The sequence below is a fragment of the Streptomyces sp. NPDC002788 genome, from assembly GCF_053592115.1.
The window spans coordinates 180060-204008 of the sequence record NZ_JBSFVB010000013.1; the positions used below are offsets into that span (position 1 = coordinate 180060).

Annotated in this window: 22 protein-coding genes; 9 read left to right on the forward strand and 13 right to left on the reverse strand. The window is 71.5% G+C overall.

Translation table 11 applies throughout. The features are described from left to right. Positions 1 to 336: 336 nt before the first annotated feature. Both ACWD1U_RS24430 and ACWD1U_RS24435 read right to left on the reverse strand, forming a co-directional pair. Positions 337 to 1422: an aspartate-semialdehyde dehydrogenase gene (locus ACWD1U_RS24430; RefSeq protein ID WP_451110498.1), complete on the reverse strand. Its 1086-nt coding sequence runs from the start codon at positions 1420 to 1422 to the stop codon at positions 337 to 339. After that, positions 1422 to 2714: an aspartate kinase gene (locus ACWD1U_RS24435; protein ID WP_451110500.1), complete on the reverse strand. Its 1293-nt coding sequence runs from the start codon at positions 2712 to 2714 to the stop codon at positions 1422 to 1424. The genes ACWD1U_RS24430 and ACWD1U_RS24435 overlap by 1 nt, the downstream gene beginning before the upstream one ends. A 234-nt stretch (positions 2715 to 2948) precedes the next feature. On the opposite strand from ACWD1U_RS24435, the gene ACWD1U_RS24440 reads away from it, so the two are divergent. Beyond that, positions 2949 to 3638, forward strand: coding sequence for a response regulator transcription factor (locus tag ACWD1U_RS24440; protein WP_451110502.1), 690 nt, complete (start codon positions 2949 to 2951; stop codon positions 3636 to 3638). Beyond that, the gene (locus ACWD1U_RS24445; protein WP_451110503.1) at positions 3635 to 4993 is read left to right on the forward strand and encodes a sensor histidine kinase; all 1359 of its coding nucleotides are present in this window, start codon (positions 3635 to 3637) and stop codon (positions 4991 to 4993) included. Before ACWD1U_RS24440 ends, ACWD1U_RS24445 begins: the two co-directional genes overlap by 4 nt. 3 nt (positions 4994 to 4996) lie before the next feature. On the opposite strand, the gene ACWD1U_RS24450 is transcribed toward ACWD1U_RS24445, so the two are convergent. Continuing rightward, positions 4997 to 5521: an SgcJ/EcaC family oxidoreductase gene (locus ACWD1U_RS24450; protein WP_451110505.1), complete on the reverse strand. Its 525-nt coding sequence runs from the start codon at positions 5519 to 5521 to the stop codon at positions 4997 to 4999. A gap of 172 nt (positions 5522 to 5693) precedes the next feature. Between ACWD1U_RS24450 and ACWD1U_RS24455 the strand changes: the two genes are divergently transcribed. Then, positions 5694 to 6530, forward strand: coding sequence for a PhzF family phenazine biosynthesis protein (locus tag ACWD1U_RS24455; RefSeq protein WP_451110507.1), 837 nt, complete (start codon positions 5694 to 5696; stop codon positions 6528 to 6530). Between the two features lie 4 nt (positions 6531 to 6534). Here ACWD1U_RS24455 and ACWD1U_RS24460 read toward each other — a convergent pair whose 3' ends face one another. The 3 genes from ACWD1U_RS24460 to ACWD1U_RS24470 all read right to left on the reverse strand — a co-directional run bounded on the left by ACWD1U_RS24460 (position 6535) and on the right by ACWD1U_RS24470 (position 8222). Beyond that, entirely contained in the window at positions 6535 to 7194 is a 660-nt protein-coding gene (locus ACWD1U_RS24460; protein ID WP_451110508.1) for a DUF5063 domain-containing protein, read from the reverse strand. After that, positions 7187 to 7786 (reverse strand): recombination mediator RecR, encoded by a 600-nt coding sequence (recR, locus tag ACWD1U_RS24465; RefSeq protein WP_451110510.1) that lies wholly within the window; start codon positions 7784 to 7786, stop codon positions 7187 to 7189. The genes ACWD1U_RS24460 and recR overlap by 8 nt, the downstream gene beginning before the upstream one ends. Positions 7787 to 7880: 94 nt before the next feature. After that, on the reverse strand, positions 7881 to 8222 hold the full coding sequence (locus ACWD1U_RS24470) for a YbaB/EbfC family nucleoid-associated protein (RefSeq protein WP_451110512.1): 342 nt from the start codon (positions 8220 to 8222) through the stop codon (positions 7881 to 7883). 274 nt (positions 8223 to 8496) lie between these two features. On the opposite strand from ACWD1U_RS24470, the gene ACWD1U_RS24475 reads away from it, so the two are divergent. Further along, positions 8497 to 9255: an SLATT domain-containing protein gene (locus tag ACWD1U_RS24475; RefSeq protein ID WP_451110513.1), complete on the forward strand. Its 759-nt coding sequence runs from the start codon at positions 8497 to 8499 to the stop codon at positions 9253 to 9255. Positions 9256 to 9462: 207 nt separating this feature from the next. On the opposite strand, the gene ACWD1U_RS24480 is transcribed toward ACWD1U_RS24475, so the two are convergent. The 4 genes from ACWD1U_RS24480 to ACWD1U_RS24495 form a co-directional block, all read right to left on the reverse strand. Beyond that, positions 9463 to 11010 carry a substrate-binding domain-containing protein gene (locus tag ACWD1U_RS24480; RefSeq protein ID WP_451110515.1) on the reverse strand — a complete coding sequence of 516 codons (1548 nt, stop codon included), beginning with the start codon at positions 11008 to 11010 and terminating at the stop codon, positions 9463 to 9465. Between the two features lie 136 nt (positions 11011 to 11146). Continuing rightward, a complete protein-coding gene (locus tag ACWD1U_RS24485; protein ID WP_451110517.1) occupies positions 11147 to 13183 on the reverse strand; it encodes a serine/threonine-protein kinase in 2037 nt (678 codons plus the stop codon). Between the two features lie 84 nt (positions 13184 to 13267). Continuing rightward, the gene (locus tag ACWD1U_RS24490) at positions 13268 to 13756 is read right to left on the reverse strand and encodes a MarR family winged helix-turn-helix transcriptional regulator (protein WP_451110519.1); all 489 of its coding nucleotides are present in this window, start codon (positions 13754 to 13756) and stop codon (positions 13268 to 13270) included. Then, positions 13753 to 14370: a type 1 glutamine amidotransferase family protein gene (locus tag ACWD1U_RS24495; RefSeq protein WP_451110521.1), complete on the reverse strand. Its 618-nt coding sequence runs from the start codon at positions 14368 to 14370 to the stop codon at positions 13753 to 13755. The genes ACWD1U_RS24490 and ACWD1U_RS24495 overlap by 4 nt, the downstream gene beginning before the upstream one ends. Before the next feature lie 161 nt (positions 14371 to 14531). Here ACWD1U_RS24495 and ACWD1U_RS24500 point away from each other — a divergent pair, with 161 nt between their 5' ends. The 3 genes from ACWD1U_RS24500 to ACWD1U_RS24510 all read left to right on the forward strand — a co-directional run bounded on the left by ACWD1U_RS24500 (position 14532) and on the right by ACWD1U_RS24510 (position 17479). After that, a complete protein-coding gene (locus ACWD1U_RS24500) occupies positions 14532 to 15887 on the forward strand; it encodes an aminotransferase class III-fold pyridoxal phosphate-dependent enzyme (protein ID WP_451110522.1) in 1356 nt (451 codons plus the stop codon). Positions 15888 to 16005: 118 nt separating this feature from the next. After that, positions 16006 to 16707: a GntR family transcriptional regulator gene (locus ACWD1U_RS24505; RefSeq protein WP_451110524.1), complete on the forward strand. Its 702-nt coding sequence runs from the start codon at positions 16006 to 16008 to the stop codon at positions 16705 to 16707. 121 nt (positions 16708 to 16828) lie between these two features. Beyond that, positions 16829 to 17479, forward strand: a complete 651-nt coding sequence (locus tag ACWD1U_RS24510) for a hypothetical protein (RefSeq protein ID WP_451110525.1) — start codon at positions 16829 to 16831, stop codon at positions 17477 to 17479. A gap of 375 nt (positions 17480 to 17854) precedes the next feature. Here ACWD1U_RS24510 and ACWD1U_RS24515 read toward each other — a convergent pair whose 3' ends face one another. Beyond that, the gene (locus tag ACWD1U_RS24515) at positions 17855 to 19138 is read right to left on the reverse strand and encodes an adenylosuccinate synthase (RefSeq protein WP_451110526.1); all 1284 of its coding nucleotides are present in this window, start codon (positions 19136 to 19138) and stop codon (positions 17855 to 17857) included. A 183-nt stretch (positions 19139 to 19321) separates the two neighbouring features. Between ACWD1U_RS24515 and ACWD1U_RS24520 the strand changes: the two genes are divergently transcribed. Then, on the forward strand, positions 19322 to 20203 hold the full coding sequence (locus ACWD1U_RS24520) for a diacylglycerol kinase (protein ID WP_451110528.1): 882 nt from the start codon (positions 19322 to 19324) through the stop codon (positions 20201 to 20203). A gap of 465 nt (positions 20204 to 20668) precedes the next feature. Here the strand turns inward: ACWD1U_RS24520 and ACWD1U_RS24525 are convergent, their stop codons facing one another. After that, positions 20669 to 21889 (reverse strand): cytochrome P450, encoded by a 1221-nt coding sequence (locus ACWD1U_RS24525; protein WP_451110529.1) that lies wholly within the window; start codon positions 21887 to 21889, stop codon positions 20669 to 20671. Between the two features lie 209 nt (positions 21890 to 22098). Between ACWD1U_RS24525 and ACWD1U_RS24530 the strand changes: the two genes are divergently transcribed. Continuing rightward, positions 22099 to 22935: a DUF2182 domain-containing protein gene (locus ACWD1U_RS24530; RefSeq protein WP_451110530.1), complete on the forward strand. Its 837-nt coding sequence runs from the start codon at positions 22099 to 22101 to the stop codon at positions 22933 to 22935. Positions 22936 to 23194: 259 nt separating this feature from the next. Here the strand turns inward: ACWD1U_RS24530 and ACWD1U_RS24535 are convergent, their stop codons facing one another. Next, entirely contained in the window at positions 23195 to 23854 is a 660-nt protein-coding gene (locus ACWD1U_RS24535; protein ID WP_451110532.1) for a DUF1326 domain-containing protein, read from the reverse strand. Positions 23855 to 23949: the final 95 nt, after the last annotated feature.

A 23949-nucleotide genomic window follows, 5' to 3' on the forward strand; every position in this document is an offset into this window, starting at 1 on the left:
CCGCGTCAGGCAGCACAACCGATGGTGCATCAAATGCCCTCATGCGTCCCGCTCTTCCCCTATGTCCAGATGCGAACGGACGTCCCCACGTCCGGTTCCAGGCGTCCCCACGCCTGATGAAGCGCTCCCACGGTCGAAGGGTGACCGCAAAGACGCTCCCCGCCCTCCACGCGGTTGCGGAGGGCGGGGAGATGAATCCTCTGATGCCGAAGCGCCACGCCACAAGTGGTCCGGACCATAGACCGGCTCACATGTCGTGCACAGATCCTACAAACCGCCTATGACATCGGCCGTGGAGTTCGCCGTAGCGAAACTTCACGAAACCCCGGTCGCCCCTCAGGACAGCTCCGACGCCACCAGTTCGGCGATCTGCGCGGTGTTGAGTGCGGAACCCTTGCGCAGGTTGTCCCCGCACACGAAGAGTTCGAGCGCCGTCGGGTCGTCCAGGGCCCGGCGCACCCGCCCGACCCAGGTCGGGTCGGTGCCGACCACGTCGGCGGGGGTCGGGAACTCCCCCGCGGCCGGGTTGTCGAACAGCACGACCCCGGGCGCTGTGGCGAGGATCTCGCGGGCCTTGTCGACGGTGACCTCGCCCTCGAAGCGGGCGTGCACGGTCAGGGAGTGCGTGGTGATCACCGGTACGCGGACGCAGGTGACGGCCACGGGCAGCTCGGGGAGCCCGAGGATCTTGCGGGACTCGTCGCGTACCTTCAGCTCCTGCGAGGACCAGCCGTCCTCGCGCGCCGTGCCGGCCCACGGCACGACGTTCAGCGCGACCGGCTCCGGGAACGGCCCGGTGTGGTCGCCCACGGCCCGCCGTACGTCTCCGGGGGCGGTGCCCAGCTCCGTGCCGGCGACCAGGGACAGCTGACGGCGCAGGGTCGCGACACCCTCGCGCCCGGCGCCGCTGACGGCCTGGTACGAGGAGGCGACCAGCTCGCGCAGCCCGAACTCGGCGTGCAGCGCGCCCAGCGCCACGATCATGGAGAGCGTCGTGCAGCTGGGGTTGGCGATGATCCCGTGCGGGCGCATGCGGACGGCGTGCGGGTTGACCTCGGGCACGACGAGCGGCACGTCCGGGTGCATCCGGAAGGTGCCGGAGTTGTCCACCACCACCGCGCCCTTGGCGGCGGCCAGGGGCGCCCACCGCTCGGCGACCTCGTCGGGGACGTCGAACATGGCGACGTCGACCCCGTCGAAGGCCTCCTCGCCGATCGCCACGACCTCGGTCTCCTCGCCGCGCACGGCCAGCTTGCGGCCGGCCGAGCGCGGGGAGGCGATCAGTCGGATCTCGCCCCAGATGTCCGCCCGCTCGGACAGGATGCGGAGCATGACCGTGCCGACGGCTCCGGTCGCTCCCACCACGGCGAGCGTCGGCCGCCCGGACCGGCCGGTCCGGGCGGCCGGTCGAAGGCCCGCCATCAGCGGCCGGTGCCTCCGTAGACGACGGCCTCGTCGCTGTCGGAGTCGAGCCCGAACGCGGAGTGCACGGCGCGCACGGCCTCGGGCACGTCGTCGGCACGGGTGACGACCGAGATGCGGATCTCGGAGGTCGAGATCAGCTCGATGTTCACGCCCGCGTCGGACAGCGCCGTGAAGAAGTCGGCCGTGACGCCCGGGTTGGTCTTCATGCCGGCGCCGACGAGGGAGATCTTGCCGATCTGGTCGTCGTAGCGCAGCGAGTCGAAGCCGATGTCGGCCTTGTTCTTTTCGAGCGCGTCGATGGCCTTGCGGCCCTCGGTCTTCGGCAGCGTGAAGGAGATGTCCGTCAGGCCCGTGGAGGCGGCGGACACGTTCTGCACGACCATGTCGATGTTGATCTCGGCGTCGGCGATCGTGCGGAAGATCGCGGCCGCCTCGCCCGGCTTGTCCGGCACGCCGACGACCGTGACCTTGGCCTCGGAGGTGTCGTGCGCGACACCGGAGATGAGAGCCTGCTCCACCTGCTTGTCCCCTTGATGCTGTGTCGTCCGAACGGGTGGCTCGCTGCTGACCCACGTGCCCTGCAGCCCGCTGAAGCTGGACCGGACGTGGATCGGGATGTTGTACCGGCGGGCGTACTCCACGCAGCGGTGGAGCAGCACCTTCGACCCGGATGCCGCCAGTTCGAGCATGTCCTCGAAGGAGATCCAGTCGATCTTCTTCGCCTTCTTCACCACGCGCGGGTCCGCGGTGAACACGCCGTCCACGTCGGTGTAGATCTCGCAGACGTCGGCGTCGAGGGCGGCGGCCAGGGCCACCGCCGTGGTGTCGGAGCCGCCGCGGCCGAGCGTGGTGATGTCCTTGGTGTCCTGGCTGACACCCTGGAAACCGGCCACGATCGCGATGTTGCCCTCGTCGACCGAGGTCTTGATCCGGCCCGGCGTGACGTCGATGATCCGGGCCTTGTTGTGGACCGAGTCGGTGATGACACCTGCCTGGCTGCCGGTGAACGACTGGGCCTCGTGGCCCAGCTTTTTGATCGCCATGGCCAGCAGGGCCATGGAGATCCTCTCTCCGGCGGTCAGCAGCATGTCGAGCTCGCGCCCGGCAGGCATCGGGGAAACCTGCTCGGCGAGATCGATCAGCTCGTCCGTCGTGTCGCCCATCGCGGAAACCACGGCGACCACCTGGTTGCCGTTCTGCTTCGCTTCCACGATCCGCTTGGCGACGCGCTTGATGCCCTCGGCATCGGCTACGGAGGAGCCTCCGTACTTCTGCACGACAAGGCCCACGTGCGCTCCTCGCTCAATCCGTCTCTATCCGCTCATACGCATTCGTACCGCGGTCGGCTCAGTCTAACGAGCGTCCGAAAATCCCCTCCGCGATATCGCATGGTGAGATCTCGGCCCGCCCGTCCAGAGTGGCTCATGCCCATCTGGGCACGGGCCACGCGAGAAAGTGCCCGGCGTCACAGTCGACACCCGGACGATCCAGGTCAGTCAAATTTCAAGCACTATGGTTCGGCTGTGCGCGTACTTCTGGTGGAAGACGATGAACCGGTCGCCGAGTCCCTCAGACGAGGTCTGAAGCGCTACGGCTTCGACGTCGAGTGGGTCAGCACGGGCGAGGCGGCCCTCAAGCACGAGGGCCCCTACGAGGTCGTCCTGCTGGATCTCGGCCTGCCCGACACCGACGGCCTGGACGTCTGCAAGGCGCTGCGCGAGCGCGGCGACGTCCCGATCATCGTGATCAGCGCCCGCAGCGACGAGACGGACCGGGTGGTGGGCCTGGAGCTCGGCGCGGACGACTACGTCTCCAAGCCGTTCGGCGTCCGGGAGGTCATCGCCCGGATACGGGCCGTCATGCGCCGGTCGCAGCCCCGTACGCCCTCCGAGACCGGACCGGACCGGTACGGCACGCGCCTGACGATCGACCGAAAGGCCGCCCGGGTGCGGCTCGACGGCGAGGAGGTGGCCCTCGCGCCCAAGGAGTACGACCTGCTGGCCTTCCTCACCGAGGAGCCCGGGGCGCTGATGTCACGCGAACAGATCATGGAAGCGGTCTGGGACGCGAACTGGTTCGGGCCGACGAAGACGCTGGACGTGCACGTGGCGGCGCTGCGGCGGAAGCTGGCCGGGGCGATCACGATCGAGGCGGTGCGCGGGGTCGGCTTCCGGCTGGAGATCGCCGGCGGCGAGGACGACGGCACCTCATGATCCGCCAGCTCGTCCGCAGCTACGTGCTGCTCGTCGCGGTCGCCATCGCGCTGTTCACCGTGCCGGTGGCGTTCACGCTGACGGATCAGCTGCGGAACGACACCAGGTCGGCCGTCCTGCGCGAGGCCGACGCCATGGCCCTCCTGCTCGGCGACGGCCGGGCCGCGTCCTGCCAGGCCCTGGAGGAGATGGCCAAGGCCTACGACGACGAGATCCAGGTGACCCGCACCGCCGGCTGCCCGGCGGACCTGCCGCGGCCGACGGCGGACGCGGCCCTGACCCAGGCCCTTCGGAACGGCAGACCCACCACCGACTGGGGCTCCTCCTTCATCTGGGGTCCCGAGCTGGTGATCACGGTGCCCGCCCGCGCGGCCGGCACGGACCGGGTCGTCGGTGCCGTGCGCATCGTGTACGGCACCGACGAGATGACCAGCCGCCTGTGGCGGATCTGGGGTTTCCGGGCGGTCCTCGCGGTGCTCGTCCTCGGGGTGGCCGCCCTGCTCGGTGTCGTGGCCGCCCGGCGCCTCACCCGGCCGCTGCGCCAGCTCAACGACATGGCGAGCAGGTTCAGCGACGGCGACCTGACCGCCCGCTCCCCCGTGACGGGCCCGCACGAGACCCAGACCCTCGCCCGCACCCTCAACCAGGGCGCCGAACGCCTGGACACGCTGATCGCGGCCCAGCGCATCTTCGTCGCGGACGCCTCCCACCAGCTGCGCACCCCGCTCACGGCGCTGCGGCTGTCCCTGGACAACATCGCGGACGGTGTGGACGACGAGTTCGTACGGGAGGACGTGGAGCAGGCGACGGCGGAGGTCGTCCGGATGAGCAGGCTGGTCAACGGCCTGCTGGTGCTGGCGCGGGCCGAGGCGAAGGTGGCGGCGGCCGAGCCGCTCCCGCTGATGGACATCGTGCGGGAGCGGCTCGCCGTGTGGAGGCCGGCCGCCGACGAGCGCGGAGTCACCATCGCGCTCAGGGGGAGTAGCGACGGCCGGCCGTCTGTGCTGGCCAGCCCCGGTGCTCTGGACCAGGTGCTGGACAACGTGCTCTCCAACGCCCTGGAGGTCTCACCGGACGGCGGGACCATCACCGTGCGGGTGGACCCCCGGGGCGATGTGGTGGGGGTGTCGGTCCTGGACGAGGGACCGGGCATGTCGGACGCCGAGAAGTCCCGCGCCTTCGACCGCTTCTGGCGTGGCCAGGGCCTGACCGGGAAGTCCGGCTCCGGCCTGGGTCTCGCCGTCGTGAAGCAGCTGGCGACGGACGACGGCGGGACCGTGGCGCTGACGGACGCGCCGGGTGGCGGCCTGTGTGTGACGATCACGCTCCGGGCGTCACACCGGGGCGGCGGCTGAGGCTCACCCCTCGGGCATCTTCGAGGAGTGGTGGTTGACGATCAGCCAGGTGCCGTCCGGCTGCTTCTCGTAGGCGTAGGTGTAGCGGGCCTTGACGGTGCTCTGCGCGCCCGTCTCGTGGTCGGTGAGGGCGAACTCGTACACACCGGTGTCGATGACGGTGTCGCGGTCGAGGACGTTGACCACGGACTCGATCTTCGTCCCGACCGGCTTCTTCTGAAGGAAGTGCTCGAAGTAGTCGACGATCTCGGCTCTGTCGGTGCGGACGTTGTTGGAGACGGTGGGCAGCAGCACCGCGTCCTTCGCGTACAGGTCGGCGACCTTCTGCGGGTCGCCCGTCTGCAGTGCGGCGTTCCAGTCGTCGAACAGCCCCAGCACCTGCGCCTCGGTTGCCGCCTTGGCGGACTGCTGGGACTTGCTTCCGGAGTCGGCTCCGGCGACCCCCGTCCCGAGGGCGAAGGTACCGGCGGCGGCGACAGCGACCGCGGCGGCGACTGCTGTGCGTCGGTGTGCGGGGCGACGGTTCATGACATCTCCAATGGAACAGAGGGGAGTTGACTTGCCTCCGCTTCGTCTGCGGGGGAAGTGACTCCAGACTCGCGTTTCACTGGTTAGGGGGCGTACAGCCCGCGTGCAGGGGGCGTACAAGGAGCTCCCAAAACACGCTGCGTGGACGTGCGCCGGACGCTACCGTCCGGTGATGGAGATATTGCGCTACGTGGCGTTCAGCACGGATCCCGAAGGCGGCAACCCCGCGGGGGTGGTGCTCGACGCCACCGGGGCCGACGACACGACGATGCTGGCGGCGGCGGCCGAAGTCGGCTACTCGGAGACGGCGTTCGCGGTGGAGTCGGACGACGGCTCTCTGGACGTGCGGTACTTCAGCCCGCTCGCCGAGGTGCCGTTCTGCGGCCACGCGACGATCGCGACGGCCGTCGCCCACGCGGAACGGCACGGCACCGGGAGCCTGCGGCTGCGCACCAAGGCGGGCCCGGTCACCGTCGCCACCGACGGGGCGGCGGACGGCACCCTCGTGGCGACCCTGGTGAGCGTCGCGCCGCGTACGGCACCGATCGACGAGGCCGTTCTGGCCGAGCTGCTGGCGATCCTGGGCTGGCCCGAGGGGGACCTCGACCCGGAGCTGCCGCCCCGCGCGGCCTTCGCCGGAGCCTGGCACCCGGTCATCGCCGCCGCGACCCGGGACCGGCTGGCCGACCTGGACTACGACATGACCGCGCTCGCCGCCCTCATGGCCCGCGAGGACTGGACCACGATCGACCTGGTCTGGCGCGAGTCCCCCACGGTGTTCCACGCCCGCAACCCGTTCCCGCCCGGTGGCGTGGTCGAGGACCCGGCGACGGGTGCGGCGGCAGCCGCGTTCGGCGGCTACCTGAGGGAACTCGGACTCGTCCTGCCACCCGCGACGTTGACGATCCATCAGGGCGCGGACATGGGCCGGCCGAGCACGATCACGGTGTCCGTGCCGACGGGCGCGGACACCGGAATCGGCGTCACCGGCGCGGCCGTTCCGATCTGACCGGCTACTTCGCGGGGCGCAGGCCCAGCGGACCCGCGATCTCCTCGGCCATCACGCGGCCCGCCTCGATCTCCAGGGTGTCGTCGCCCATGCCCTGGTCCGTGTCCAGGCCGTCGAGTTCGGCGAGGGGCTGGTCGAGGCGGACGTGCGCGAGCACCGACTGGAGGGCCCGGAGGCTGGCCGAGGCGGTGGAGCCCCAGTTGGAGAAGTAGGAGAACTGCCACCACCACAGGGCCTCCGAGGTGCGGCCGGCCCGGTAGTGCGCCATGCCGTGGCGCAGATCCGTGATGACGTCCGTGAGGTCGTCGGAGATGCGGGCCGGGACCGGCGCCTTGCGGGGCTCGTAGGGGTCGAAGACCTCGGAGTAGACGTCGATGGGGTCCAGTAGACGGGCCAGGTTCTCGCGGAGTTCGTCGACGTCCGCCTCGGGGCCCGAGTCGGGCTCGTAGCGCTCGTCCGGCACGATGTCCTCGTGCGCGCCGAGCCGGCCGCCGGCCAGAAGGAGCTGGGAGACCTCCAGCAGGAGGAAGGGCACGGCCGATTCCGGCTCGTCGCCCTTCGCGACCTCCGTGACGGCGACCAGGAAGCTCTCGATCTGGTCCGCGATCTGGACCGCGAAATCGTCCGGGTTCTGGTTCGTCGCGTGCAGCGTGGCGTCAGACATCTAGGAGTCGTCTCCCCTCGAAGGCGCGGCCGAGGGTGACCTCGTCCGCGTATTCCAGGTCGCCACCCACCGGGAGGCCGCTGGCCAGGCGGGTGACCTTCAGGCCCATGGGCTTGATCATGCGGGCGAGGTACGTCGCTGTCGCCTCGCCTTCCAGGTTCGGGTCCGTGGCGAGGATGAGCTCGGTGACCGTGCCGTCGGCGAGACGGGCCAGCAGCTCCCTGATGCGCAGGTCGTCCGGGCCCACCCCGTCGATCGGGCTGATCGCGCCGCCCAGGACGTGGTAGCAGCCCCGGAACTCACGCGTGCGCTCGATCGCCACGACGTCCTTCGGCTCCTCGACCACGCAGATGACGGCGGGGTCGCGGCGGGTGTCACGGCAGATGTTGCACAGCTCCTCCTGCGCGACGTTGCCGCAGGTCGCGCAGAAGCGGACCTTCGCCTTGACCTCCATCAGCGCCTGCGCGAGCCGCCGTACGTCCGTCGGTTCCGCCTGGAGGATGTGGAAGGCGATCCGCTGGGCGCTCTTCGGACCGACGCCGGGCAGCCGCCCCAGCTCGTCGATCAGGTCCTGGACCACGCCTTCGTACAACGGACTGCCCTTCCTGGGTCTTCTGGGTCGGCACGCACCCACCCGTACGTACCGTAGTTGTCAGCCGCCTGTCCGAGGAAGGCGGTACGCAGGGTCAGAACGGCAGGCCGGGGATCTGGCCGCCGCCCAGACCCTGCGCGAGCGGGCCCAGCTTCTGCTGCTGGAGCGCCTGCGCGTTCTCGTTGGCCGCCTGGACGGCCGCCACGACGAGGTCGGCGAGGGTCTCGGTGTCCTCAGGGTCCACCGCCTTCGGGTCGATCTTCAGGGCGCGCAGCTCGCCGGCACCGGTGACGGTGGCGGTCACCAGGCCGCCGCCCGCCTGCCCGTCGACCTCCGTCTGCGCCAGTTCCTCCTGCGCCCGCGCCAGGTCCTGTTGCATCTTCTGGGCCTGCTGGAGCAGCTGCTGCATATTGGGCTGGCCACCACCGGGGATCACGATCAGCTCCTTGCTCGGTACGGGTTTTCCCGTTCGGCACGAGCCTACGTGGTCGGGCCTGTCGTCGCTCCAGCACTCTTTCGAGTGAGTCCCGCTCGCGCCCCATAACCGATCAAGGAATACTTCCGGGCGGAAAAGAGGCGAAAGCTGCGTCTTCGCCACCCGTTGGGGGGTAGGAAGGGTCGGGCGCGTCAGGATGCCGAGTCCGTCCGTCGCGCGGCGTGATCGGTGAGTGAACCGTGCGTGGTCATTCGTGGTCAGTGAGGAGTGCCGGGTGGGTCAGCCGGAGATGCAGCCCGAGGGGCCGCCTCAGGACGGGCGGGGCGAAGGGGCGGCGGCCCGGCTGCGGCCGGGCGATCTGACCGGGCGGGCCTTTCCGCTCGGGGACTGGGGCGAGCCGGCGGTCCGGCTGGACGAGCTGTACCGGTGGGTGGAGCGCGGGGCGCTGCGGACGGCTGCCTGGTATCTCGCGGACCGGGTGTGGAAGCGGCGGTGCGCGCGGATGCTGCGCTGCGGGGCCGCGGTGGGGGCGGTCACCGGGATCGCCCTGCCCCTGCTGGACCTGACCGGGGTCGCGGGCGGCGTCGCGCCCTGGGGGTGCCTGGCGCTGCTGCTGGGGGTGGCGTGTGTGGCCGCCGACCGGTACTTCGGGGTGACGTCGGGGTGGATGCGGGACGTGGCCACCGCGCAGGCCGTGCAGCGGCGGCTGCAGGCGTTGCAGTTCGACTGGGCGGCGGAGAGTGTGCGGGAGGTTCTGGGGCCGGCGGAGGGGACGGCGAGTGAGGCCGCCGAGCGGTGTCTCGGGGTGCTGCGGAGGTTCTCCGAGGACGTGACCGAGCTGGTGCGGGCGGAGACGGCGGACTGGATGGGGGAGTTCCGGGCGGGGGGTGCGGCGCCGGCGGGGTCGCAGGCGGTGGTGTTCCCGGGGGCCGGGCGCGGGCCCGAGGCTGGGGGTGTGAACGGGCGGTTCTCGGTGCCGCCGGGGGGTGCGCGGCCGAACATGCCTCGGCAGCGGCCGCCCGAGCCCAGGTGACCGGGCGGGGCTGAGGGCGGGGGGCGCAGCCCTCCCCCGCGGCTGAGGGGTCCTTGCACTATGAGCGTCCGGTCAGGTCGCGTGGTCCGGTGCCGTGCATCGCAAGGCGCCGGAGTGCCCCGGTGGCGGACCCACCTGGGCGGTTCGGCAACGCGGCGAGGCGCGGTGCCAGGCCGCGCGACCCGGGCGGGCCCAGTGCAAGGACCTCTAAGCGTCCTGCGCGCACAGTGTCATGCCCTTGGGTGTCCAGCACGGCAGATGCCCGTGCGTGCGGATGACGTCCTGGCCCTTGCCGCGGGAGAGGTACGTGAGGAAGCTCGACGCCAGGGAGTCGGCCGGGGGACGGCCGTAGGTGTAGGCGTACTCGATCTCGCGGTACGGGTAGTCGCTCGTGCCGTGTTCGATGGCGTCGACGGAGGCGGGGTCGCCGTCGAGGCGCAGCGAGTGCAGGCCCTTCGCGCGGGCGGCCAGGTTGAGTTCGCTGTAGCCGATGGCGCCCGGGAGCTCGGCGACGGTGGCCAGGACCTGTTCGGTGGAGTCGAGTTCGCAGCGGAGGACGGCTGCCGTGGGGTCGTCCCTGTGGACGCAGTCGACGGAGGAGTTGGCGATCTCGCCGCGTCCCAGCACTCGGCGCTGGAAGACCTGTCTGGTACCGGAGTTGGCGTCCCGGCTGACCAGGCGCACGGGCAGGTCGGGGCCGCCGAGCTGCCGCCAGTTGCGGATCTCGCCCCGGTAGAGGCGCCGGACGTCGTCGGTGGACAGGTCCGTCAGCTTCACGTCGTCGTTGACCACGAGCGCGAAGACGGACACCGCCACCCGGTTCTCGCGCAGCTCGGGCATTCCGGCCGGCTTGGGACCGTCCGACAGGGCCACCACCGGCGGTGAGCCCAGGCCGGCCCGCTCCGCCCGGGCACCGGCCGCCCCCAGTTGCCGTATCCCGGCCGTCGAGCCGTGGGTGTCCACCTCGATGTCCGGGTCACCGCCGCAGTCCCGCTCGTACGCGCGGGACACCTCGCGCAGCACGGGCGCGAACGCGGTCGAGCCCGTCAGGGTCAGCGTGCCACTCGCGCAGCCGATCGGGGGCGGGGTGTCGTCCTGGGCGACGACGATCGCCGCGAGGGTGACCACGCTCGCCGTGAGCGCGATGGTGATCAGCCGCGCCGCCCGGCTGAACAGGGGCGGCTTCTCGTCGGGCGTGGCACTGCGGTTGGGGTGCACCTCCCCGTCGCGCAGGCCGCCGACCAGCCGGATCTCGTCGCCGACGTCACCGCCGGAGAGGAGGACGAGCAGCTTGAAGTGGTCGCCGCGGTTGAGCGGGACGCGGGGGATGCGCAGGGTGTTGCCGTCGTAGGCGAAGCCGCGTCCCGCGGTGAAGTGGTCCATGAGGTGGTCGGTGTCCGACGGCTGGGTCACCGAGACGCCGCGGACGGTCCGGCCCGCGAACACCGCGGTCAGGCCGTGGACTTCGGGGCCGGTGTAGTCGTCGCCGTCGATGCCCTGGGAGCCGTCGTTCTCGATGCGCAGCAGGACCAGGGTCGCGTCGGACATGCCGGGGACCTCGTCGAACAGGCCGAGGCGGCGGTTGGCGCGGCCGGAGCGCACGTCGTCGCCGACAGGGTTGTCCATCTGCACGCGGTAGCCGACGCGTTTGCGGCGCGGTACCCGGCGTTCGTACCAGACCATGACGCCCGAGGCGATGATGCCGAGGAGGGCCGTCGCCAAGGCCACGAGGTTCTCCGCGCTCAACCACTCCATCGTGGGTGCCCCCGTGCCCGCTGCCGCCCGGACGATCCGATCGCCCGGTCACCGTACGGCCGTACGGGCGCGTATCCGGTTCTCGTCGGCCGGAATTCGCCGGACGTTCAACGACCTCACCGACAGCGGGAGTCGGTCACTGCCTCGTGTACGTCAGCCGCTCCCCGCTGCTGGTGTTGACCCGCTGGAGCGTGCCGTCCGAGAGCAGGGTCACCTCGGTGGCCGCGCCCGGGGTGCAGGCGGTGCGCGGCTGCCCGACCTTCACGGTGGACGGGCCGATCCGCAGCGAGCCACCGGCGCCGGGGGCCGCGGTCAGCTCGCCCTCGAACACGCAGTGGTAGGTACCGCCGCCCTTCGTGGGGCCGTCGGCCACGAGGGACAGGACCGTGTCGCCGGGTTCGCCCTGCTGGATCGTGAGCGAACGGCTGTGCTCGCCGTCGGCGTTGTCGATGGTCGTGGTCCACGTGCCGAGGTACCCGGTCGGGATCGTGCCGTCGGCCGGGGAAGGCGAGGTGTTGTCCGGCTGCGAGGTCGCCGGGGACGGACCCGGGGTGGTCGGGGCCGCGCCGGTGCTCTGCGTGGGGGTGGGGCCGGCCCGGTCGTCGTCGCCGCCCTGCATCAGCGCGTACACCGAGCCGCCCGCGGCGAGCGCGACGACCAGGGCGATCACGACGAGCAGCGCGGTGGAACGGCCGCCTCTTCGCTGCGGCGGCTGCGGGGAGCCGTACGGCGGGGTGGGGCCGTAGGGCGGTGGCCCGTAGGGCGGGGTGGAGCCGAGGCCGCCGTAGGCGGGGTGGGCCGGGGCGCCGGGCTGGGGGTGCTGCTGGGGGTAGCCGTACGCCGGGTACGGGGGCGGGGGCGTGTGCGGGTGGGACGGGACGCCCGCGCCCGGGAGGTGCCGGGGCGCGCGGCTCGTGCTCTGCCCCGCGACCACGGTGGGCAGGTGGTTCAGCGGCGGCCCCTCGCCCGGCCGGCCCGGCGGGGGCGGTCCGGGGGTCGCGGCGGGCGCCGTCGCGGGGGCCGGGGGGAGCCTCGGGTTCGGCGGGGATTCGTCGGCGGCGGGAGAGTGCTCCGGGGTGGGGCCGGGGCTTTCGGCGGGGGCGGGCGGTGCGACCGGGCCGGGGCTGCCCGAAGAGGCGGACGGGGTGACGGGGCCGGCGCCCGGCTGATCGGCGGGCTGGGCCCCAGGACGCTCGGCGGAACCGGCCGGCTGCTGCCCCGCGGCACCGGCCCGCTCCCCCACCCCCTCGCCCTCCGGGTCCTCCGCGTCCAGCAACCGCACCGCGTGCCGCCCCAGTTGAGCCACCAGGGCGCTAGGCAGCCACGGGTCGAGGGCGCGGCCGTCGCAGACGGTGTCGTCCGCGCCCGTGCGTTCCAGGACGCGGTCGAGGGTGGGCCGCGCGGCGGGGTCCTTGCGCAGGCAGTCGCGGACCAGGTCGGCGATGCCCTCGGGGACGCCCTCCAGGTCCGGTTCCTCCTGGGCGATGCGGAACATCAGGGCGTGCACGCCGCTGTTGGCGGTGCCGAAGGGCAGGTTGCCGGTGGCGGCGTAGGCGAGGACCGAGCCGAGGCAGAAGACGTCGCACGCCGGGGTGATGCGGTCGCCCCGCACCTGCTCGGGAGCCATGAAACCGGGCGAGCCGACGAGCGCGCCGGTGCGCGTGAGCCCGCCGTCCGTCACGGTCTCCAGGGCGCGTGCGATGCCGAAGTCGATGACGCGCGGGCCGTCGATGGTGACCAGAACGTTGGACGGCTTGAGGTCGCGGTGGACGATGCCGGCCGCGTGGATGTCCTTCAGCGCGTGCGCGAGCCCGGCCGCGAGGATGCGGACCGTCCGCTCGGGCAGGGCGCCGTGGTCGTGCCCGACGACCTGCTGCAGGCTCGGCCCGGCGACGTACCCGGTGGCGACCCACGGCACGGCGGCCTCGGTGTCCGCGTCCAGCACGGGCGCGGTCCAGTACCCGCCGACCCGCCGCGCGGCCCGCACCTCCTGCCGGAACCGCTCGCGGAACTCCTCCTGCGCGGCCAGTTCCTCACGCACCAGCTTCACGGCGACGGTACGGCCGCGCTCCGAGCGGGCCAGGTACACGTGCCCCATGCCGCCCGCGCCGAGCCGCGCCAGCAACCGGTAGGCACCGATCCGCTGCGGGTCCCCGGGCCCCAGGTTCTCCATCGCTCAGCCGCCTTCCCCCGTACGTGAGCAGCAGACCGAGAATAGTGCGGGGCCGGGGCCGGGTGAATTGGGCGGTGTCTACGGTTACGTAACAGGCGGGGGTTGATCGGCAGGCGGAGGCTGCGCGACGGTCGGTCCCACCTGGTCGAGCACCTTGGACAGTCGTTCCAGCGAACGCACCGCCTCCTCGAGCTCCGCCTCCCCGAACGCCTCCGCCAGCCGGTCGGCGAAGGCCGCGTGCCCGGGGCCGATCCGGGCGCTCGCCGCCCGGCCCTCCTCGGTCGGCGCGAGGAGCTTGGCGCGGCGGTGCGCGGGGTTCGGCCGGTACTCCGCGAGTCCCCGCTCCACCAGCAGATCGGCGATGCGCTGCACGCTCTGCCGTGTGATGCCCATGGCGCGGGCGATGCCGGAGACGGGCAGCGGCTCCCCGAGGACCGCGCCGAGCACCTGCCACCAGGCGGCGGTCAGTCCGGCGGGCCGGGCCAGCTCCTCCGCCACGCCGAGGAACTGGCCGTTGAGCCGGAACACGCCGAGGGCGCTGCGGCTGAGCAGGTCCTGCCGCTCCCGGCTCACAGCGCGCCGGCCTTCTCCAGCACCGCGTAGGCCGCCGCGTCGGAGTCGTGGAACAGCCGGTACCAGGCGTCCAGTACCTCACCCTCGTAGACCCCGAGCAGCCGGAGGATCTCCCGGGCGAAGGCGACCGGCTCGGTGGGGCCGGCCGTCACCAGGTTTCCGTCGGTGACGGCGTCGGTCTCGACGTAGCGCCCCGTGCCCGCGTAGCCGGTCGCGGCCAGGTAGAACGAGACCGCGCTGGTGTGGTCGCGGGCGTCGAGCAGGCCCTCGCGGGCCAGTCCGGCGGTGGCCCCGCAGATCGCGGCGACCGGCACGCCGGCTTCCAGGAAGGCCCGGGCCGTGCGGGCGAAGGGGGCCAGGTCGTCACTCGTGTCCCAGAGGTCGGCACCCGGGAGGATCAGCAGCGCGCTGTCCTCGGGCCGGACGTCGTCCAGGGTCAGGTCGGGCTGGACACGCAGTCCGCCGATGCTGGTGACGGGGGCCGTGGACGGGCCGACGGTGCGGATCTCCCAGCCGGCGCGGGCGAGGTGGGCCGTGGCGTGGCCGGGCTCCCAGTCGGCGAGGGTGTCGTACACGGCGAGATGGACGGGCTTGCGGCCTGCGGTGGCGTTCATGGTTCCTCCTCGGACCCTGTGCCGTATGACAACATCCTGTCTTCTCGACAGCAAGCTGTCAAGATGTCCAGCCTTCCCTGGACAACCTGTCGCGGAATGCCGCCGACGGCAGACAGGCCGCCGATATCACCGCCCGCTCCCCCGCGCCTACGCTCGCCCGCATGACCCCTCAGCCGAACCCCGAAGCCGGTGCCGCCGTCAAGGCCGCCGACCGTGACCATGTGTTCCACTCCTGGTCCGCTCAGGAGCTCATCGACCCGCTCGCCGTCGCCGGGGCTGAGGGGTCGTACTTCTGGGACTACGACGGCCGGCGCTACCTCGACTTCTCCAGCGGGCTCGTCTACACCAACGTCGGCTACCAGCATCCGAAGATCGTCGCCGCGATCCAGGAGCAGGCGGCGCGGATGACGACCTTCGCGCCCGCGTTCGCGGTCGAGGCCCGGTCGGAGGCGGCCCGGCTGATCGCCGAGCGGACCCCGGGCGACCTGGACAAGATCTTCTTCACCAACGGTGGCGCCGACGCCGTCGAGCACGCGATCCGGATGGCCCGGCTGCACACGGGCCGCGCGAAGGTGCTCTCGGCGTACCGCTCGTACCACGGCGGCACGCAGCAGGCCGTCAACATCACCGGCGACCCGCGCCGCTGGGCCTCCGACAGCGGCACCGCCGGGGTCGTGCACTTCTGGGCCCCCTACCTCTACCGCTCCCGCTTCTACGCCGAGACCGAGGAGCAGGAGTGCGCGCGGGCGCTGGAGCACCTGGAGACGACGATCGCCTTCGAGGGCCCCTCGACCGTCGCGGCGATCATCCTGGAGACGATCCCCGGCACGGCCGGGATCATGGTCCCGCCACCCGGCTACCTCGCCGGAGTGCGCGAGATCTGCGACAAGCACGGGATCGTGTTCGTCCTGGACGAGGTCATGGCCGGGTTCGGGCGGACCGGCGAGTGGTTCGCGGCGGACCTGTTCGACGTCACGCCCGACCTGCTGACCTTCGCCAAGGGCGTGAACAGCGGTTACGTGCCCCTGGGCGGCGTCGCGATCTCCGACGCGATCGCAAAGACGTTCGGAAAGCGGCCGTACCCGGGCGGTCTGACGTACTCCGGGCACCCGCTGGCGTGCGCCGCCGCCGTGGCGACGATCAACGTCATGGCGGAGGAAGGCGTCGTCGAGAACGCGGCCCGGCTGGGCGCCTCCGTCGTCGGGCCGGAGCTGCGGGCGCTCGCCGAGCGGCATCCGAGTGTCGGCGAGGTCCGCGGTGTCGGCATGTTCTGGGCGCTGGAGCTGGTGCGCGACCGTGAGACGCGGGAGCCGCTGGTGCCGTACAACGCGGCCGGTAAGGCGAACGCGCCGATGGCCGCCTTCGCCGCCGCCGCGAAGGGGGGCGGGCTGTGGCCGTTCGTGAACATGAACCGGACGCACGTGGTGCCGCCCTGCAACATCACTGAGGCGGAGCTGAAGGAGGGGCTCGCGGCGCTGGACGCGGCGCTCTCGGTGGCGGACGAGTACACGAAGTAAAGGTCTGTAAACCCGTCAGTAACGGACATCCTGGCGCCTCGATCGAACGCGTAGGGTGGCGTGCTCGTAGACATGGACGCGCACGCCATCCGACCGCGACGAGGGAGACGCCCTGACCATGCCCGGCAGCACCGGCAACGGCGCCGTGACGCGCAGCACCCTGCGGCAGCAGATCGCCGAAGCGCTTCGTGACGAGGTGCTGGCCGGGCGGCTCCAGCCGGGGCAGGAATTCACGGTCAAGGAGATCGCCGAGCAGTACGGGGTGTCCGCGACACCGGTCCGGGAGGCGCTCGTCGACCTCTCCGCGCAGGGGCTGCTCGACGCCGACCAGCACCGCGGCTTCCGGGTGCACGAGTACTCGGTCGAGGACTTCCGCGGCATGATCGAGGCCCGCGGCCTGGTCATCGAGGGGATGTTCCTCGCGCTGACCGAGGGGCGCCCGGACGCCGTGCGGCCCGACGATCCCCGGGCCGCCGCCGTCGTCGCCGGGGTCCGCAGGCGCGGCGAGGAGGCGCAGCGGGCCGCCGCCGCCGGTGATCTCACCGTCCTCATCGGCTACGACCTGCGCTTCTGGCGCGAGCTCGGCGCCTGCTTCGGCAACCCCTACCTGGCCGACTTCCTGCATCGGCTGCGCGTGCAGACCTGGGTGTGCGCGGTGCAGCACCTGCGCCGGCTCACCGACCTGCGCGGTGAGCTGTGGGCCGGTCACACCGAGCTGGTCGACGCGCTGATCTCCCGCGACAACGACACCGCCCGGGCGATCATCGCCGCGTACAACACGCAGTCGCTCGCGCTGATCGAGCGGCTCGCTTCCGGATGACCCGCGTCGCAGCCGTCCGTATGGGTATGGGACATGCACGGCGGCAGCCGCGCCCGCGCCGCACCGCTACTCTTCTTGACCACCGTGCTACCCGACCACCGCGCTGAGCGAGGAGCCTTCTTTGGCCTGTGACCTGTGGCTGGTACCGCTCGTCGACGTGTTGTGCCACACGCCGGACAACCCGTTCGCCGAGGAACTCGCGCAATACAACAAGGTGCTCGCCGAGGCCGGGTTGCCGCCGGTGCCGGTGTACCAGTACATGCCCGGCCTGTCCGGTGAGGTCGCCCCGGTCGCGGGCTTCGACTACGACGCGCTGCACTTCCTGCGCCGCGCCTACCTGCTCCAGGTGTGCGGCCTGCCGGTGACGCCCGTGGACGAACTCGGGGGTGACTACGAGCAGTTGCTGGAGATGTTCGAGTCGACGGCCCAGCAGTCGCACCTGGTCTGGCACTACGACCACGCGGGCGCCTACGTCCCGGTCGACTTTCCCAGTCCGCTCGCCGACGACGACCTCCTCGCGGGCGGCGGCCCCCTGGGGTCCTCGCACGCGCTGCTGCGGGAACTGGAGCTGGTCGCGCCCGCCATCGGCATCGACCCGGCCAACCCGCCGGCGCCGCCGCAGCCGCCGCTCGCGCCGACCGAGCTGGAGGAACCGGCCGTCCCCGCCCCTTACGACCCCAGCCCGTTCGCCCGCGAACGGCACGTCTGGCTCGGCCTGCACGCGGCGGTGACCCGCAGCCTCGCCCAGGGATCGATGATCGTCTTCAGCTGAGGCTCAGCGTCCCGGCCGCCCTCCGCGCCCAGCTGGAGGACGAAGGGCTCGCTGATCAGCCGCATCGGCCGGCTGTTCTGCATGTCGAAGACCAGGTAGGCGGTGCGCTTGCCTTGGGCAGAGGTGCAGCAGGCCCTTTCGGGCTTGATCCGTTCCAGCGACTCCTGGAGCAGCTTTCCCAGGGTGCCGTTCCGGGGGGCCTCGCTGCCTTCTCCGTGTCCGTGGACGCCTTGAGCAGTACGCGCATCGCCTTCCTCTGGTCGACGCACGCGGGGGTGGGGCTTCAGCCTGTGCCGGTTCCCGGCATGTCACCCGGCGAAGAACGCCGGCCGCCCCCCGTGGGCACGAGGGGCGGCCGACGGACATGGGGGCGCGTCAGATGAACGAGTTGATCTCGATCGTCTCGTCCCGGCCCGGGCCCACGCCGATCGCGGAGATCGGGGCGCCGGACATCTCCTCCAGCGCCTTCACGTACGCCTGGGCGTTCTTCGGCAGGTCGGCGAAGGTCTTCGCCTTGGAGATGTCCTCGTTCCAGCCCGGGAGCATCTCGTAGACCGGCTTGGCGTGGTGGAAGTCGGTCTGGGAGTAGGGGAGCTCCTCGACGCGCTTGCCGTCGATCTCGTACGCCACGCAGACCGGGATCTGCTCCCAGCCGGTGAGGACGTCGAGCTTGGTGAGGAAGAAGTCGGTCAGGCCGTTCACGCGGGTCGCGTAGCGGGCGATGACCGCGTCGAACCAGCCGCAGCGGCGGTCACGGCCGGTGGTGACACCGCGCTCGCCGCCGATGCGGCGCAGGGCCTCGCCGTCCTCGTCGAACAGCTCGGTCGGGAAGGGACCGGCGCCGACACGGGTCGTGTACGCCTTGAGGATGCCGATGACCCGGCTGATCTTCGTCGGGCCGACACCGGCGCCGGTGCAGGCACCGCCCGCGGTCGGGTTCGACGACGTGACGAAGGGGTACGTGCCGTGGTCGATGTCGAGCAGCGTGCCCTGGCCGCCCTCGAACAGGACGACCTTGTCCTCCTCCAGCGCCTGGTTGAGGACCAGGACGGTGTCGGCGACGTACGGCGCGAGCTTGTCGGCGTAGGCCAGCAGCTCCTCGACCACCTGGTCCACGGCGATCGCGCGCCGGTTGTAGAGCTTGGTGAGGATCTGGTTCTTGACGTCGAGGGCCGCCTCGACCTTCTGCGTCAGGATCGACTCGTCGTAGAGGTCCTGTACGCGGATGCCGACACGGTTGATCTTGTCGGCATAGGTCGGACCGATGCCGCGACCGGTCGTGCCGATCTTCCGCTTGCCGAGGAATCGCTCGGTCACCTTGTCCACCGTCACGTTGTACGGCGTGATGATGTGCGCGTTTCCGCTGATGAGGAGCTTGGACGTGTCGACGCCACGCTCGTTCAGACCGCTCAGCTCGGAGAGCAGGACCGACGGGTCGACGACGACGCCGTTACCGATGACCGGCGTGCAGCCGGGGGACAGGATTCCGGAAGGGAGGAGGTGGAGTGCGTACTTCTGGTCACCGACGACCACCGTGTGGCCGGCGTTGTTGCCGCCCTGGTAGCGCACCACATAGTCCACGGATCCACCGAGCAGGTCGGTGGCCTTTCCCTTGCCTTCGTCACCCCACTGAGCACCGAGCAGCACAAGTGCGGGCACGCGCGTACACCCCTTCCGGGCGGGGCATGTCCATGGTCGAGGGCGTACGCGGAGGTTCCGCCGCGTACACCGCGACCGCCGTTGGCCGCCAACCGTCGGACCGGATGCCCCGGAATAGACGAAGCCCCTGGCGCAATAGCGCAAGGGGCTCTTGCACCAAGATGCTACCCGAGGAAGCGAGGCATGGCCGAGGTGGCGACTTCCACGACGTCCGAGCAGCTGCTGGTGGTGGTCGACCCGGTCGCCCGTAGGTCGGACGGCGAGTCCGTACGCATCGCGAAAGACGTACTCGGCGCGGGTGCCGGCATGAAGCTGTGCCTGCCGGACGGGCCGGAGGAGTTCGCGCGGGCGCTGGCCCGGCGAGGCTCGCGGCGCCCGGTGGTGGTGGGCGACGACCGGGCGCTGCTGCGGGCGGTGTCCGTTCTGCACCGGCGGCGGGAGCTGGCGGCGTGCGGGCTCTCGCTGGTGCCGGTCGGGGGCGCGCTGTCCCTCGCCCGGTCCCTCGGGGTGCCGACGGGCACGGTGGCGGCGGCGCGGGCGGTGCTCGACGGGGTCGAGCGGCGGATGGACCTGCTGGTCGACGACAGCGACGGGGTGGTGCTCGGCGCGCTGCGGATACCGCCGCTCGCACCCTCACAAGCCGGGGAGGGCCAGGGGTCCGCACCGGACCCGGAGTCCGAGACGGGCCGCCCGTGGCTGCGGACCTGCCAGTCCCTGGTACGGACCCTGGTGCCCGCCGGCCGCCCGTCCCGGCTCGCCTCCGCGCCGGAGTCCGGGCCGTCCCGGCTGCGGGTCGAGGTGGACGGGGAGACCCTCGTCGACCTGAACCAGCCGGTCGAGGCGGTGTCGGTGTCACCGGCTGCCTCGGGCGTCGCGTCGGTGGAGGTCAGACCCGTGTCGGTGGGCGCGGAGGCCTCGCCGCTGCTGGCGGAGGGGCGCACGGTGACCGTCTCGGGGGCGCACTTCCGCTACCGGGCGGACACGGTGGTGTCGGGACCGGTGCGGACGCGGACGTGGGTGGTGCGGGAGGGTGCGTGGGGGCTGACGGTGCCGGCGGCGCCGTGACCCGGGCCGCGCGCTGCGCTGACAGCGTGGCCCACGCCGCGGGACATAGCGCGCACGGCGTGCTGCCCCGGGCCGCCGCGGCGGCGTGGGGCGTGGCCGGGGCGGTCCTGCTGACGGGCTGGGTCGGGCCTGCGCTGGATGTGCCGCGGGCTCTCGCGCGGGCCGCCGGCATCAGCAACCCGATCCGGGCCGGATCTCTCGCCGTTCGGGCATCCCGGCGAAGCTGCCCGGAGGGTCCGTGGAGTGGGGCCGGGAGGGGTGCTGACCGGGCCGGTGGTGGCGCCGACGGCCGCGGGGCGGGCGGGGTCGTGGAGAGGCGGGACGTGACCACGTGATCGGTCGACGTACTTGCCTGAGCTCTTCCGGGTCGAGCTCGATGCCGGCGCCATGGTGCCTCCCCTCGCGGGCCGGCACCGGCGTGACGGCCCCCTCGCGCCGATCACCGGCGATCGTCCGAACCAGTGATCACCCCACCTCAACGGCCAGTCCGTCCAACCCCCTGATCACGAAGTTCGGCTTTCTCTCCGGTTCCTCCGCAATCCGCAGCGTCGGCGCCCTCTCCAGCAACGCCTGCATCGACGCGGCCAGCTCGATACGGGCCAGGGGCGCGCCGATGCAGTAGTGGATGCCGGCGCTGAAGGAGATGTGGGGGTTGTCCGTACGGGTCAGGTCGAGGCGGGCTGGGTTCTCGAACACCGCCGGGTCGTGGTTCGCGGAGCCGAAGAGCATGGCGATCTCCGCGCCGCGCGGGATGGTCGTGCCGGCGATCTCGATGTCGTCCAGCACCCAGCGTTCGAAGAGCTGGAGCGGGGTGTCGTAGCGCATCAGCTCCTCGATCGCGGAGGGGATGAGCGTGTGGTCCGCGCGCAGCAGCTCCAGCTGGGACGGGTTGCGGAACAGGGCGTACCAGCCGTTGACCGTGGAGTTCACCGTCGCCTCGTGGCCGGCGTTCAGGAGGAGGACCGCCGTGGAGATCATCTCCTGCTCGGTGAGGCGGTCGCCCTCGTCGTGGGCCGCGATGAGACCGGAGATGAGGTCCTCGCCGGGTTCCTTGCGGCGGGCCGCGATCAGGTCGCGCAGGTAGTCGGAGAACTCCACCGACGCCCGGACGGCCCGCGCCGCCGTCTCCTCGGACGGGTTCAGCTCGTACATCCCGCAGATGTCCGCCGACCAGGGCCGCAGCGGGGCCCGGTCGGACTCCGGGATGCCGAGCATCTCGGCGATCACCGCGACGGGGAGGGGTTCGGCCACGTCCTTCAGCAGGTCTCCGCCGCCCGCCTCGACCAATGCGGACGCGAGCTCGTCCGCCAGGCCCCGCACGTACGGCTTCAGGCGCTCCACCGTGCGGGGGGTGAACGCCTTCGACACCAGGCGGCGGATCCGGGTGTGGTCCGGCGGCTCCAGGTCGAGCATCCCGTGGTCGTTGAGCGTGTGGAACGGCTCGTGCTCCGGCGGGGGCGCGGAGCGGCCGAACTCCTCGTGCGTGAAGCGGTGCTGGTACGTCCGGCCGAGGCGCCGGTCGCGCAGCAGGGCCGAGACGTCCGCGTGGTGCGGGACGAGCCACTGGTCCGTGGGCTCGAACCAGTGCACGCGGCCCTTGGCACGCAGCTCGGCGTATGCGGGGTACGGGTCGGCGAGGAACACCGGGTCCCACGGGTCGAACCCGAGGTCGGAAACAGCTGCCATGAACGGACGCTAGCCCGGCGTCCCCCACTCTGACCAGGGGCTGCGCTGTGAGCGCCTCGATGAACATCGTGAAGGATCCGGTGGGGAGGGAGAGCGAGCCATGGGCCCCTCCCGGCACGAACGTTCCCTCACTCAGCGTCAGCTCGGGCGAGGTCGCGCCGTACGTTGAGGAGTGGTCTGCTGGATGTATCCCGTAGGAGGGCATGCCGATGCGGTTCACCCGGACCTCCGTCCTCGTCCCCCCGGGGACGCCGGCGCCGACCGGAGCCGGCGGAGGGTTGCTGCCGAAGCGGGATCTCGCAGCCGCCTGGATCCTTGTCGTCCTGATCGCGATGCCTGCGTGGGCGCTCACGATCGGCCAGGCCCAGGACATGGGGGTCGAGCCCGGCACGATGGGGATGGCGCTGCCCCTGTTCCTGCTGCTGTGGGTGACGATGATGGCGGCCATGATGCTGCCGTCCATGGCGCCGGTGGCGATCACGTGGGTGCGGGGGATCGGCCGGCAGTCCTCCGGCTGGACCCGGGCAGCGCGCACCGCCGAGTTCCTCGGCGGATACCTGATGGTGTGGACCGCCTTCGGTGCGCTCGCCTATGCGGGTCTGGCCTTCACCGGCGATCTGGTGGCCGATCACCCGGCCGCGGGGCGCTGGATCGGCTTCACGGGGTTCCTGCTGGCGGGTCTTTATCAGCTCGGCCCGCTGAAGTACGTGTGTCTGCGGCACTGCCGCGATCCCATCAGCCACCTGATGCATTACGCCGGCTTCCGGGCACCGGCGCGTGACCTGCGGGTGGGCGTCCATCACGGCGCCTACTGCGTCGGCTGCTGCGCTGGGCTGATGGTGGTCCTGATCCCGCTCGGTGTGATGAACGTGGCAGCCATGGCCGGACTGGCCCTGGTGATCTTCGTGGAGAAGCTGTGGTCCAGGGGCCCGCTGCTCGCCCGGTTGATGGGCTTGGCGTTCCTCGTCCTGGCCATGCTCGCACCGTTCCAGGACTGGCTGCTGCCGGGGCTGCAGGACTCGATGCCGCCGATGGACGACATGTGATTCCCCCGGCCGCGATCACCGAGCCCTGGTTGACGCCTTTACGGCCGGAGAAGATGGACTCCAGGGCGCTCGCCTGCTGGTGTGCCAGGGATAGGCGGACGTGCGGGAAACCCGTAATCGGCGCGACCTGCGGAGGTGTCACCCGGACATCCGACCAGCGAGTGCCGTCGCTCAGGGTGAGAACCTCTGCAGCCGCTGAGTTCTCTTCGCATTGCTCATGGTTGCCAACACCACGGCCAACCAGGGCCGGAGAGTGTGGTCAGGCTGGGCCGGTCCAGTCGAAGCGGAAGTGTTTGCTCGACTTGCCCGAACGGTCCCAGGTGAAGCCAAAGGCGTCGGCCCGGTCGGTGGTGACGCGGCCCCAGGTAGCGATCTGGCCGGGTCCCACCTCGGCGCCGGGGGCGTTGTGCACCTGCACCCGTGCACCTTCCGGGGTGGTCGGGCCGGTCAGCGCTTCGGCGGTAGCCATCACCTTTCCGGGGATTTCCGCGCGCCAGGAGGACATGTCTTCGTCGACCTCGATGCGGATGGGGGCGAAGTCCATGCCCCTCATCACGGGGCCGAAGATCTCGCCGAACTCCGCGGGCCATCCGCCCGCCTCACCGCCGAAGATCGTCTGGAGGGCGGCGCGCTGCTGTTCGTCGGCGCGTTCGTCGAAGAAGACCGCGGCGTAGGCATCCGTGTGCTCGCGGGCCCAGACGTTGCCCACGAAGGAGCTGAGCATCAGTACGTTGAGGCCGTCGAGCCGCACGTCGCCGAAGTTGCCCTCCCTTATGTGCCAGGAGAGCACGCCCTCGCAGTCGCCGTAGGTCGGGGCCTGCGCGAACGTACAGGGGCACGGGATCGCGCACTTGCACACATCGAACCAGTCACCTGCCAGATGCCAAGGCGGGTGACCGGTGGTGGGTTGCTCTGTCATCTCGTTTCCTTCCGCCTGTCTCGCGGAAAACCACTCCCCTTCTTCCAGCTTGCTCCTCGTCCGTTCCGCGGGCGAGGTGGCGCCAGGCGTGTGTG